The organism is Neisseria canis, assembly GCF_900636765.1.
Lineage (GTDB): Bacteria > Pseudomonadota > Gammaproteobacteria > Burkholderiales > Neisseriaceae > Neisseria > Neisseria canis.
Map to the genome: position 1 here is coordinate 2,359,570 of NZ_LR134313.1, position 13,476 is coordinate 2,373,045.

12 protein-coding genes are annotated in these 13,476 nt (G+C 49.4%); 7 read left to right on the forward strand and 5 right to left on the reverse strand.

Features of this window, described 5'->3' with window-relative positions:
* Positions 1–11: 11 nt before the first annotated feature.
* Positions 12–920: an OmpA family protein gene (locus EL143_RS11180; protein ID WP_197719599.1), complete on the reverse strand. Its 909-nt coding sequence runs from the start codon at positions 918–920 to the stop codon at positions 12–14.
* A 639-nt stretch (positions 921–1,559) separates the two neighbouring features.
* On the opposite strand from EL143_RS11180, the gene smc reads away from it, so the two are divergent.
* From smc to EL143_RS11215, 7 genes are all read left to right on the forward strand, one after another.
* Positions 1,560–5,042, forward strand: coding sequence for a chromosome segregation protein SMC (gene smc / locus EL143_RS11185; RefSeq protein WP_126326780.1), 3,483 nt, complete (start codon positions 1,560–1,562; stop codon positions 5,040–5,042).
* A 257-nt stretch (positions 5,043–5,299) separates the two neighbouring features.
* On the forward strand, positions 5,300–5,701 hold the full coding sequence (locus EL143_RS11190) for a bacteriohemerythrin (protein ID WP_085417139.1): 402 nt from the start codon (positions 5,300–5,302) through the stop codon (positions 5,699–5,701).
* A gap of 114 nt (positions 5,702–5,815) precedes the next feature.
* The gene (locus EL143_RS11195; RefSeq protein WP_085417138.1) at positions 5,816–6,445 is read left to right on the forward strand and encodes a lytic transglycosylase domain-containing protein; all 630 of its coding nucleotides are present in this window, start codon (positions 5,816–5,818) and stop codon (positions 6,443–6,445) included.
* Between the two features lie 163 nt (positions 6,446–6,608).
* Positions 6,609–7,991, forward strand: coding sequence for an MFS transporter (locus EL143_RS11200; protein ID WP_085417137.1), 1,383 nt, complete (start codon positions 6,609–6,611; stop codon positions 7,989–7,991).
* Complete coding sequence (locus EL143_RS11205; protein WP_085417136.1) at positions 7,991–8,491, forward strand: single-stranded DNA-binding protein; 501 nt, start codon at positions 7,991–7,993, stop codon at positions 8,489–8,491. The genes EL143_RS11200 and EL143_RS11205 overlap by 1 nt, the downstream gene beginning before the upstream one ends.
* 358 nt (positions 8,492–8,849) lie before the next feature.
* The gene (greA, locus tag EL143_RS11210) at positions 8,850–9,326 is read left to right on the forward strand and encodes a transcription elongation factor GreA (RefSeq protein WP_085417134.1); all 477 of its coding nucleotides are present in this window, start codon (positions 8,850–8,852) and stop codon (positions 9,324–9,326) included.
* Positions 9,327–9,499: 173 nt separating this feature from the next.
* Entirely contained in the window at positions 9,500–9,997 is a 498-nt protein-coding gene (locus EL143_RS11215) for a DUF4149 domain-containing protein (protein ID WP_085417133.1), read from the forward strand.
* Between the two features lie 104 nt (positions 9,998–10,101).
* Here EL143_RS11215 and queA read toward each other — a convergent pair whose 3' ends face one another.
* From queA to greB, 4 genes are all read right to left on the reverse strand, one after another.
* Entirely contained in the window at positions 10,102–11,130 is a 1,029-nt protein-coding gene (gene queA / locus EL143_RS11220) for a tRNA preQ1(34) S-adenosylmethionine ribosyltransferase-isomerase QueA (RefSeq protein WP_085417132.1), read from the reverse strand.
* Between the two features lie 169 nt (positions 11,131–11,299).
* Entirely contained in the window at positions 11,300–12,238 is a 939-nt protein-coding gene (ubiA, locus tag EL143_RS11225; protein WP_085417131.1) for a 4-hydroxybenzoate octaprenyltransferase, read from the reverse strand.
* A 235-nt stretch (positions 12,239–12,473) separates the two neighbouring features.
* On the reverse strand, positions 12,474–12,962 hold the full coding sequence (locus tag EL143_RS11230; protein WP_085417130.1) for a chorismate--pyruvate lyase family protein: 489 nt from the start codon (positions 12,960–12,962) through the stop codon (positions 12,474–12,476).
* A 12-nt stretch (positions 12,963–12,974) separates the two neighbouring features.
* Complete coding sequence (gene greB / locus EL143_RS11235) at positions 12,975–13,463, reverse strand: transcription elongation factor GreB (protein WP_372338565.1); 489 nt, start codon at positions 13,461–13,463, stop codon at positions 12,975–12,977.
* Positions 13,464–13,476 lie beyond the last annotated feature (13 nt).

Consider the following 13,476-nt stretch of genomic DNA (forward strand, 5'->3'; position numbering starts at 1 on the left):
CACCTTAATGGTTAGTTGTTTTTCTCGCCGTGCAGAATAATTTCCACTCTACGGTTCGGTTGGTCACATGCTTTGCGCGCTGTAGCATCTTTAGGATGCTTGGCTCGGCAGTCTGTTACGATAAGATCATTTTCTCCGCGCCCTTCGGAAGTAATCAGATTCGGATCCAATCCGCTTCCAGACAAGGCTTCTTTTACTGTTTTAGCGCGAGCTAAAGACAGTCTATTGTTATACTGATCATTACCCTCAGGATCAGTATAGCCAATAACTTGAATACCGCTTATACGGCCAGGATTTTGTTTGATATCCTCAGATACAGCAGCAATCTCCTGCTTACCTTTGGGCAACATATCCTTATAGCCTGAACGGTCAAATTTAAACAAGGCAGAAGCTTGTAAAGTATATTTCTTCAATACTGTTGAACACTGCTCTGCTGTTTGCACTCTTGACAGAGTGTGATGTTGGCTCTGAACGCCTTTCATTTCTTGCTCTGCCTGCTCAGGAGAAACAGCTTGCAATGCAGGACGGCCGTTTTCTCCTTTGACGATTTTGAAGAATGAAACGGCTGCTTCGGGCAAATTATAGTAATCACCTGAATTTGCTTTTTCGTTATAAGCTACGTCTCTATTGGCAAACTCAGCAAAAAATCTTTGGTTTTGAGCACATACAGTTTCTTGACGATATGCGTTTGGCTGCAATGAACCCAAATATTGACCATTCACATAAACATTAACGGTAGGGCCTTCGATAGCATCTGCTTGGCGGTAGAACACAACCGAAGATTTATCATCCGGCACACTGGTGCTATAAACGGTATCTGTCGTATCAGTCCAAACTTCACGGTTTGCATTTTTGTAAACACAACCTGTTGCAAGCAACGGCAGCATCAATAACCACAGTTTTTTATGCTGAATCATCATTATAAATCTCCATTTAATTTAAGCACCGCAATGTTAGAAGTGAATGTGTACCTAAATTACATTTGGTTTAAACACAAGAAACCTTAATTTTACGCGACGACACCAAATCGACTTAAATTTTAGTAAAGGACTGTAGGACTCTTTAACAAGCTCATGTGATGAAAGTGCATTGACTTCGTAAAGTTATCCTAGCAAAATCCCAAAACAATTTTTAAGAGAATGATATGAAATGGCACCGAGATAGATTAATGACATTAAATAACAAAGCACCTATCCCATGTCGAAGCAAAAATAAACGGCCTCCATACTAGATAAATGGCATTATACTAAAAATGATTTATCTTGCATATTTTTAGGAAATTTAGTTCATCTTTTAGATAGCTTCCAACTATCATTTTTTTTATTATTTAAAATCATAAAGTTATAAAATTTATATTTACAAATACAAAACAGAACCCGAACCCTATTTAAATAAACGATTAATTTACATAGAGTTGCATTTTTGACACACAACAACAAAAAACGTTTACAGACGCAAGCTTTCCTTCAAGCTATTTTTGAATCAATATTTTGATTAACTTAATTCATGATTTGAACAAATATTTCAGCCAGTTGATTAAATAAATTTCTTTATCCACCATGCGCCTTACACATATCAAACTCACCGGTTTCAAATCTTTCACAGACCCTACGACCATTCATGTGCCGGGACAATTAGTTGCCGTTATCGGCCCTAACGGCTGCGGCAAATCCAATGTAATTGATGCGGTTCGCTGGGTTTTAGGTGAGGCTTCTGCCAAGCAACTGCGTGGAGAAAGTATGCAGGATGTAATTTTTAACGGTGCGGCAACACGCCGACCCGCACCCCGTGCATCGGTTGAACTGGTATTTAACAATGCAGACCAATCTTTGCAGGGACCTTGGGGAAAATATACAGAAGTAAGCATTAAGCGGCAGTTAACCCGACAAGGAGAATCCACTTATTACATCAATAACCAAGTGGTGCGCCGCCGCGACATCACGGATTTATTTTTAGGTACGGGTGTAGGCGCGCGCGGTTATGCAGTTATCGAGCAAGGCATGATTTCCCGAATCATTGAAGCCAAGCCTGAAGAATTGCGTGCTTATATAGAAGAGGCCGCCGGCGTGTCCAAATATAAGGAGCGCCGCAAAGAAACCGAAGCCCGTCTGAAAGACACCCGGGAACATCTGCAACGCCTTTCCGATTTACAAACAGAACTTGCCCGCCAAGTTGAAAAACTGGAAAAACAGGCAGAGACCGCCGAACGCTATCAAACACTGACCGAACAACTTGCCCAACAACAAGACTTATTAGATTACACCCAATGGCAGCAATCTCTCGCAGCGGCCGACAAAGCTACCCAACAACACCGTATCTCCCAACAAAAGCAAGACGAAACTGCCAAACAAAACCAAGCAGCCGGAGAAGCATTGCACGCATTGCGTGACGAAGAACACAAGCAGCAGCAGCAAGCCCAAGAAACAAGCAACCAACGGGCTATGTTGCGGGAGCAGATTGCCCGCCTGGAAGAGCAATTGCGCTCCCAACACAACCTGCAACAAAGAATCCAGCGCGACCGCCAAGCCGCCCAAGCTCAGTTGCAGCGCATTTATTCAGAAAAACAAAATATTCTCAACGAGCTGGAAACTCTAGAAACCGATTTGGAAGACAAGCAGGTCGAGCTGGCAGAATGGGCGATGCAGGTTGCGGAAAGAGAAGAAAGCCTGCCCGAACTAGAGACCGCGCAAAATACACTAAGCGCTTCTTTCCAAGCCCAACAAGACGAGCTGAACCGCATCAAAAGAGAACTTGCGCTCAAACAGCAACGGCTTGCCCACGCCAGCCAAACACTGAAGCAGCACGACACACGCAAAGAACGCCTGAATCAAGAAGCACAATCCCTCAATTTGCCACCCGAAGCAGAAATTTCAGCCGCACAAGAACAAGCCGAAATACTGCAAGCAGAGCATGAACATTATGAACAGCAGCTGTTAGACAGTGAAGAACGCTATGCCTGTCTGAAAGAAAACGTTCAGACAGGCATAAGTGCATACAACGACTTATACCAAAAACACATCACACTTCAAGCCGAACAGCAAGCTATCGGCACATTGCTGCAAAACAGCAGCCCAAACCATGACTTTTGGCAGCAGACACCCCACGCTACCGCACCGGCATTATGGGAACACATCAAAGCGCCTGATGACTGGCAGCACGCATTAGCCGCCTTTCTTGAAACAAAATTACAAGCAAAAGCCCTAAATGCTGAAAGTAATTTACCCACACCCTTGCCGCAAGGCTCTGCAGCATGGTTTTACACCGACTTGTCCTCAAGCCGCAAAACCCAACCGGCACAGGCATTGATCAACCAAATACAAGCCACACAGCCCTACCAAGCTGCGCTTACATACTGGCTCGACGGCGTTTTATGTGCGCCATCTCTGGATTACGCCCTGCAAAATCGGGAGCGCTTACAAGGCCATCAACGCTGGCTGACACCCGAAGGCCATCAAATTGATGCCATCGGCGTCGTGCTTTATGCCGAAAAAAACGGACAGAACCTGATTGAGCTGAAAAACCGCCAAGATTCGCTCAACGAGCAACTCCAAGCCATCGCACCTCTCCTGAAACAGGCCGAGCAGAATAAACAAGAAGCCCAAACTACTATCGAAGCGCATGAAACACAACACAAAACATTGCAGGCACAACACCGCCAACATGCCGCACAACTGCACGCAGCACAAGCCAAAGCCACCGAATTGCTCACGCGCACCAACCAAGGGCAGCTTAGGCGCGAGCACATTGAGCAAGAGCTGCTGCTGCTTGAAGAAGATCAAATCACACTCGAACACAGCAGCGACAGTCTGCAAAACGACATAGAATCGCTCACCGAAGCCGCCACCGAATTAGAAAGCCAACAAAATGCACTAAACAGCACACGCCAAAGCCGGCAAAACGAGCTCAAGCAGGCCCAACTCGCCCTACTTGAAGCAAACCGCCGCTACGGCGTGGTTGAAGTGGCCGTACACAAACAACAGCAGCGCAAACAATCACTGGAGCAGCACATCGCCACACTCGAACAGCAAACATTAGATTGGCAAGAACGGCAAACAGAGCTCGCGCTGGCCTATGAAACCGAAGAGCAAGACTGCGAACAGCGCGAAAAACTCGAAGTGCTGACCGAACAAGTTGCCGTTTTAGAAGAGCAATACCTTGCCATACAGGAATGCCTGTCTGAAACCCAGCAGCGAGGCCGCGAACTGTATGCCAAGCAGCAAACGCTTGCCGCAGCCCTGCCCCAGCTGCAGGCCGCCACCCAAACCGCCCTGCTGCAACAGCAAGAAGCCTTAATCAATGCCAAACGCCATCACCAAAACTTGGAAGAGCGGCATGCCGATTTCGATGCGCTTGCCAAACTGGCCGGGAAATCCGGTTTGAAAGAGCTTTCCGGCGGCATCCGCAGCCTGGCGCAACAAATCGAAGCATTGGGTGCCGTCAACCTCGCCGCCCTTAAAGAGCTGGAAGAAGCGCGCGAACGCGACGGCTATTACCGCAGCCAAAGCGAAGACGTCCAATCCGCCATCGATCTATTGGAAGAAGCCATCGGTCAGATTGACAACGAAACCAAACAGCGCTTCAAAGAAACCTTTGATGCCGTAAATGAAAAAGTACAAACCTTCTTCCCGACCTTGTTCGGCGGCGGCGAAGCCACTTTACATATGATAGGCGATGACTTGCTCACCGCAGGCGTATCCATTATGGCGCGCCCGCCCGGCAAGAAAAACAGCACCATCCACCTGCTTTCCGGCGGCGAAAAAGCGCTAACCGCCATGAGCCTCGTGTTTGCCCTGTTCAGCCTCAACCCTGCACCTTTCTGTCTCTTAGACGAAGTAGACGCACCGCTTGACGATGCCAACACCGGCCGTTTCTGCAACCTGGTTAAAGAAATGTCGGCGCAAACCCAGTTTCTCTATATTTCACACAACCGCCTCACCATGGAAATGGCCGAGCAGCTCATCGGCGTTACCATGCAGGAAAAAGGTGTATCGCGCATCGTGGCGGTGGACATCCAGCAAGCCCTCAGCATGGCGGAGGCCTGAGCACCGCAAATCTAAAATATGCCTGTCTGAAACCTCACTCGGAGCAGATTTTCAGACAGGCATTTGTCTATCTAATAAATAGTTAATCATATAATTTTGATATGTATCAAAATCCAAGCAAACCCGCCATACCGCCATCTTGAATTCGCCTTATCCGCATCCTAAAATAATACAAATAAATAGTTGAAACTATCATTCGACCAAACATCACCGTATTAAAAACATTTACAAACAACCATCACGAATAGAGAGTAACTATGTCATTTGTACAATGGACTGTTGACCTGGCAACCGGCTTTGACGATATAGACGAGCAGCACCAACAATTAATCAACCGCATCAACAATTTTTACGATGCCGACCAAACCAAAGACCGCGACCTGATTGCCAAAGCCCTCAAAGAGCTTATCGACTACACAACCTACCATTTCCAACAAGAAGAAAAAATGCTGGAAGATGCGGGCTACCATTTGCTGGAGCAGCACAAAAAAGTCCACATCAACTTCCTAAGCCGCGTTGCCACTTACCAAAGCCGTTTTGAAAACGGCGACGACATCGGCGAAGAGCTGCTTACCCTGTTGGACGGCTGGCTGTTCCGCCATATCCGCATCAACGACCACGGCTACGTCGATCCGGTTAAAAAGTCCGGCGTCAGATAAACCAAGCGTAAAACCGCGAAAAACAGGTTTGGATGCAAAGGTTTACGCATTTATAATCATGCCTGTCTGAAAACATTCAGACAGGCATTTCAGCATATAACACATTATTCACATATGGAAAAACACACCGAACTCATCCCGCCGCACATGCACACCCGCCGCCTGCTGTTGGCTGCCGGCGCCGCGGCGCTGCTCACACCCAAAACCACTTTGGCCGGCATGCAGCGCGAAGAAACGCTTTCCGACGACGTGGCTTCCGTGATGCGCGGCGCCATCAACAATGTCAACCCCGCCCGTTTGGTATTCACAAACAGGCAAGACGGAGAGCGTTGGTTAAACGACATGTCGGCAAGGCTCGCACGCTTCATCCCCAACGCGGAAGAACGCAAACGCCTGCTGGTCAATATCCAATACGAAAGCAGCCGCGCCGGATTGGACACCCAAATGATACTCGGGCTGATCGAAGTAGAAAGCGCATTCCGGCAATATGCCATCAGCAATGTCGGCGCGCGCGGCTTGATGCAGGTTATGCCGTTTTGGAAAAACTACATAGGCCAACCCTCACACAACCTGTTCGACATCCGCACCAACCTGCGCTACGGCTGCACCATCCTTCGCCATTACAGCAACCGTGAAAACGGCAATATCGCCCGTGCACTCGCACGCTTCAACGGCAGTTTGGGCAGCAATAAATACCCCAACGCCGTTATCGGCGCTTGGCGCAACAGATGGCAATGGTCTTAAGCTTTTTGATAAACTTTGATAATCAACCCGCCCGCCGGATATACCCGCACAGCCGCCGCAAGCTTAATGCCCAAAGCCCCTGCATCCGGTTTCAAATAATCCCAAACAGCCTTATAATCCCGCCATCTCTTTTTCAGACAGGCATCCGCCCCGCATAATCATTATGGCAAGAGCAAAGCAAAACCGCATGTACCCCGAAGAATGGCGCGCCAGCACATCCATGGCTTGGGTTTATGCCCTACGCATGCTGGGTATGTTTCTCGTATTACCCGTATTGGCACTTCATGCGGCAGACTTGGCAGATGCGGAAAACAAAATGCAGGTAGGCCTCGCCATGGGCATCTACGGCCTCACCCAAGCATTGTTCCAACTGCCTTTGGGCATAGCTTCCGATAAATTCGGTCGCAAAAAGGTAATTTATTTCGGCTTAATCGTATTTGCCGCAGGCAGCTTTTTGGCTGCTTGGGCCGATTCATTACCCATGCTGATTATTGCACGCGCATTGCAAGGAGCAGGCGCGGTGAGTGCAGCGGTAACCGCGCTGGTGGCGGACTTAACGCGCGAAGAAGTGCGCACCCGCGCAATGGCCATGATCGGTTTGAGCATCGGGCTTACCTTTTCTTTCAGCATGGTGTTATCACCCGTCTTAACCCGCTTTCTCGGCGTTCCCGGGCTGTTTATCCTAATGGGTTGTCTAACCTTGCTGAGCATAGGCGTAGTTGCTTGGATGACTCCCAACCCTACCCAATCCAAAATACATGAAGATGCCCAAGCCCAACCGGCCCACTTTTCCGAAGTTTTGAAAAACGGCCAGCTGCTGCGCCTAAATTTCGGCATTTTCGCCTTGCAATCGGGCCTGATGGCATTGTTTACCACCCTGCCTTTCGCATTGTCCCAACTCGGGCTGGACAAGGTTCAACATTGGAAAGTTTATCTGCCGGCCACACTGATCGGCCTGATTCTGATGGTGCCCGCCATCATCATCGGCGAAACGCGCAACAAGCTCAAACAAGTTTTCCTGCTCGGCATCGGCCTGATCATCGTATCGCAAATCGGACTTTTATTCGGCCTGAATTCTTTGTGGCTGATCGGCTTGTGGCTGGTATTCTATTTCATCGGCTTCAACATTCTGGAAGCCAGCATGCCTTCGCTGGTTTCCAAAATTGCACCGAGCGAACTCAAAGGCACGGCAATGGGCATTTATAATACATTGCAATCCATTGCCCTCTTTGCCGGCGGCGCCATAGGCGGCCTGCTGTTTCATCATCACGGCTACACAGGCGTATTTATATTTTGTAGCGCATTAATGATTTTATGGTTTACCATAGCTTTATTTTCCCCCGCGCCCAAGCCGGTTAAAAATGTGAGCTTTAAAGTGGGAACAATTTGGGCCAACCGCCGGCAGGATTTACAATCGGCTTTACAGTCCGTTTCAGGAATCGAACGCATCAGCTTCAGTGCAGACGGAGAAACCGTTTTTATCAAAGCATTGCAAAAAGGTTTTGACGAAGAGGGTGCGAAAAAAATCATCTCAGGAGCAGAATAATGTCATTAAACAAAGTCATTCTTATCGGCCGCCTCGGCCGAGACCCCGAAGTGCGCTACATGCCCAACGGGGAAGCCGTAGCCAATTTTTCCGTTGCCACCAGCGAAACATGGAACGACCGCCAAACCGGCCAGCGCGTTGAGCGCACCGAATGGCACAACATCACCATGTACCGCCGCTTGGCTGAAATTGCCGGCCAATATTTGAAAAAAGGCAGCCAGGTTTATTTGGAAGGCCGCATCCAAAGCCGCAAATATACCGACAAAACCGGCGTTGAGCGCACCGCCTACGACATTATCGCCAGCGAAATGAAAATGCTCGGCAGCCGCGACAGCGGTGGCAGCAGCGCACCCTACGACGACGGAGGCTATCAGCAGCCGGCCGCCCAACCCGCATACCAACAACCCGCCGCCGCAGAACCTCCGGCCGCTCCGCGCCGCCAAGCGCCTGCTGCTCCTGTGGCTCCGGTTGACGATATCGACGACGATATCCCGTTCTAAATCTTCGGGTATAAACATACCTCAGCCGATACCAAACCGGCAATATGTTATTTTTGTATAACTTTGGCTTATTTCAGACAGGCATATGTTAAATTCACTCAGAGAGATTGCTATTTCCCCCTGATTTGATACAATGCCAGCCTAAAACGAATATTGAGCAAGCCGCCGATTACGCGCGGCTTGCGTTTTTATTGATTAAATACACGCTGTCGCAAACTGCCCTTTGCAACCACATACAGCGTTACACCAATGAAGCTGCCCGCCGGTATCCGGCGCCGGTTTGGCCGGTGTTTCCAGTGTGTGGATGCAATGGGTTTTACTATTATCAGGCTGCGCAGCCAACGGAGAAAAAACAGTTATGAAGAAAACCCCTTTAACCGTGCGCGGAGCGGAAATGTTGAAAGCCGAATTGCAGCATTTGAAGAGCGTTGCCCGCCCTGCCGTGATTGAAGCGATTGCAGAGGCCCGTTCACACGGCGACTTATCGGAAAATGCAGAATATGAAGCTGCGAAAGAGCGGCAGGGTTTTATCGAAGGCCGCATCGCCGAAGTGGAATACAAACTTTCCCATGCACACATCATCAACCCTGCCGAAATCCATGCAGAGGGCAAAATCGTGTTCGGTTCAACTGTAACGTTGGAAGAAGTGGAAAGCGGCGAAGAAGTCCGCTATCAAATCGTGGGTGAAGACGAGGCGGATCTTAAAGAAAACAAAATTTCTGTCAGCTCTCCTATTGCGCGTGCTTTAATCGGCAAAGAAGAAGGCGATGTTGCCGAAGTGCAGGCACCCGGCGGCATCCGCGAATACGATATTGTAGCGGTAGAATATATTTAAACCGCACCAAACACGCACACAAGCAAATGCCTGTCTGAAACGTTCAGACAGGCATTGTTGTATTTTGCTCTTTTGTCATATTTCTCCGTGCGTTTGTTTATGCATGGTTGACAGCTTATTTTTCATATAGTTTAATTCACAGAATTTAAAAAAATTTAACAAAGAGATTAATCATGAATCGTTTTGCTGCGCTCATTGCAGGCAGTTGGCTGGGGATGCAGATTATGGCAGGCTATGTGGCCGCCCCTATTTTATTTAAGAGTTTGGACAGGGTTCCCGCCGGAGATATTGCCGGCAAGCTGTTTACCGTAGTCGGCTATTACGGCTTGGCTGCCTGGTTTTTGGTGTATGCCGTTGCCCGCATACAGTCCCGCAGCAAAAAGCCCCAACGTTGGATTGCACTGCAAATTGTTCTCTTAGGCATCAACCAGCTTGCAGTAACGCCGGTTATCGAAACAGTGAAGCAAGGTCAACACCATCCCTTACTTGCCATTTCCAACCTTTTCATTTCACCTTCCAACCAAGCAGACGCATTAACCGAATTTGCTTTCTGGCACGGCCTTTCCAGCCTGATTTATATGGCGACGTCTGTTTTGGGTCTGCTGCTGCTTTCTGTTTTTCTAAGGCTGGGTTTCGGGGATAAGAAAACCCGGTCCCCTGAAGCCATATAAGACAATCCCATCGCCTGATTTAAATTTATCAAACCTATACAACATCATGCCTGTCTGAAAACCTTTTCAGACAGGCATTTGATTATAAATTTCAGACAGGCATATCAATCTTGCGCCCGCCCCAATATCATGGCATCGCCATAGCTGAAAAAACGGTATTGCTCCCGAATGGCATGAGCATAAATGTCGCGTATATGCTGAGTACCCGAAAACGCGCTGACCAGCATCAGCAAAGTGGATTTCGGCAGATGAAAATTGGTAATCAGCCGGTCAACCACTTTAAAACGATAACCCGGCGTAATAAAAATATCCGTATCTCCCTGCCCCGCCTGCAACACGCCCGAACGTGCGGCAGATTCCAACGCACGCATTGATGTGGTACCCACCGACCACACGCGGTGCCCGGCTTGGCGGGCTTGGCGGATTTTTTCCACCGTGGTTTCAGACACCTCATACCATTCGCTGTGCATTTTATGTTCGGCGATATTATCCACCCGTACCGGTTGGAACGTGCCGGCTCCCACATGCAGCGTTACCTCTGCCATTTCCACTCCCTTAGCCGCCAGCCCGGCCAACATGGCTTCGGTGAAATGCAAACCTGCCGTCGGCGCAGCCACCGCACCCTGCTCTTTCGCATAAACCGTTTGGTAGCGGCTGTCGTCATTCGCACCCGCAGCGCGCTCGATATAAGGCGGCAGCGGAAGATGGCCGTGCTGCTCCAAAAGTTCGTAAACATTCGGTCCTCCCTCAAAACGCAGGCAGAACAATTCGCCTTGACGCTCTTCCATCACAGCTTTAATCCCGCCCTCAAACCACAGCTCCGCACCGGGTTTCGGCGATTTGGAAGCGCGTATATGCGCCAAAGCGCGGTGTTCATCGAGTACGCGCTCTACCAGCGCTTCGATTTTCCCCCCGCTGGCTTTCTGCCCGAACAAACGGGCTTTAATCACTTTGGTATTGTTAAACACCAGCACATCGCCCGGCTCGAGCCACATCGGCAAATCGGCAAACATCTTGTCTTGCGGCGGCATGCCGGACAAAGCCACCAGCAGCCGGCTGTTGCCGCGTTCTTCGGGCGGATGCTGGGCAATCAATTGCTCCGGCAATTCAAAGTCGAAATCAGAAATATGCATGAAACGTCAATTCACTTTTAATTGATAAATTTTTAATTGTAAATAGCAAACAATACGGCAAAACCAATCTTCCGCCGCGCCGACCAATTCATAATAAAGCGGCCGCCGGCCAGACAGAAACACAATGCCTGTCTGAAAACTTTTCAGACAGGCATATCAATCACGCCTTTTACACAGACCAGCCCAGCTGCCTGAACAAGCCGCACAGAAACCACCAGCAATAATGCAGCCCTATGCCGACAAACCATGCCAAACCGATGCGGTTGTTTTCCAAAAACGTGCGGAAACACACTTGCCGGTCGCGCGTTTTAATCGCCTTATACTGCTGCCACTGCCAATACACCACCAGCGGCACCGCCAGCCAATAAGGCCAAGTTGCTTTAATCTGAATGCCCAAAATCACCATCAACACGGTAAACCAGAAATGGCAGAGCATCACGGCGGCAATATCGTGCTGGCCGAAAGTGATGGCGGAAGTTTTGATGCCGATTTTCAAATCATCTTCTTTATCGGCCATCGCATAAATCGTGTCGTAAGCCAGCGTCCACAACACATTGGCAGTAAACAGCAGCCAAGCCACCGGCGGCACGGTTTCCTTTACCGCGGCAAACGCCATCGGAATGCCGAATGAAAAAGCCAAGCCGAGATAAAACTGGGGCAGCGGAAAAAACCGCTTGGTGAACGGATAAGTAATCGCCAGAAAAAGGGCGGGAAGGCTCATCAGCCAAGTCAGGCTGTTGAGCGGCAGCAGGCAGAGTGCCGCCAACATACAGAGAATCAATAGAAGCAACAAGGCTTCGCTTTTGGTTACCAAACCCTTGGCAAACGGGCGTGATTTGGTACGCTCAACCGCGCCGTCAATATCGCGGTCGGCAAAATCGTTAACCACACAACCTGCGCTGCGCATGAGAAAAGTACCCATCGAAAAAGCGGCCAGAATCGTCAAATCCGGCACGCCTTCCGAAGCAATCCACAAAGCCCAGAGCGTGGGCCAGAGCAAAAGCAAAGTGCCTATCGGCTTTTCCACACGCATCAAACGGCCATATATCAGCATACGGCCGACGGCATAACGCGGGAGCATTTGTAACAGTAAGCGTTTTATTTCCATTTTCTGTATTTGTTTTCCGTATTACGGCTGCTGCTGTTATTTTTATCGACAGCCATGTATTTATCGTAAGTTGTTCATTTATTGATTGTTTTTGTTATATGCCGCATTTATCCAATGCGGCATGAATTATATAATAAATTCATGCCGCTATGCTGCTCAAAAAGCAAAAGAATATCAATTTGTGCAAGCAGGCCGCGCTGTTGCCGGCAAAACGGGCAACCGGCCATCAAACACTCTATTCAAAGTCCTCCAGAAAGCATTCCACCAAGCCCAAACGGCTGCCTTTCAAATCGAACACCGATCGCCGCGCGGCAATAGGCCTGCTGCTTTCGTGCGGCAAAACAATATGGGCGCAGCCGCAATATTCAAAAGGCGTGCGCACCAAAGGCAGCGCGCCGTTAAACAATCGCTCGCCCAAAGGCTGTGTGCCGCAATCCAACACTTCGTGCCACACGGCGTCATCCGCTTCACAGACACTACGCGCCCACACAACCGGCATGCCGCTCAGACACAACAATACTTCGCGCGAAAACACGTGGGCGGGGAAATGCCTGTCTGAAAACCATCCGCGGCTTTCAGACAGGCCTAAATGTAAAAGGCGCACGGAAAATGCCGCATCCCATGATCTGAGTGCGGCGGTTAAAGAAGGCTGCTGCATCAGCCATTGCAGTTTTTCAGACAGGCCTTTGGGCAGCTGCTCCTGCCAGTTTAATGTTTGCTGCATGAGAACGCCCCGCTAATCAATCTTTATGTATTCAACCGACAAAATCTCAATCTCTTCATTGCCTTCCGGCGTACGCAACACCACTTCGTCGCCTTCGCGCGCCTTAATCAGGCATCTGGCCAGAGGAGAAATCCAGGAGATTTTGTTTTGTGCAGTGTCGATTTCGTCCACGCCGACAATTTTTACCGTTTGCTCGCTGCCGTCGCCGCGCAGCAATAAAACGGTTGCACCGAAAAACACTTGGTCGGTGGCTTCGCGCGTTTCGGGGTCAACCACTTGTGCGGCTTCCAAACGCTTGGTCAGGAAACGTATGCGGCGGTCGATTTCCCGCATGCGGCGTTTGCCGTAGAGATAATCGCCGTTTTCGCTGCGGTCGCCGTTGCCCGCCGCCCAGTTGACGATTTGCACGATTTCCGGACGCTCTTTATTGACCAGCTGGTAAAGCTCGTCTTTCAAAGCCTGCCAGCCTGTGGGAGTGATATAATTGGGCGTGTCGCTCATAATGGAGAAACAT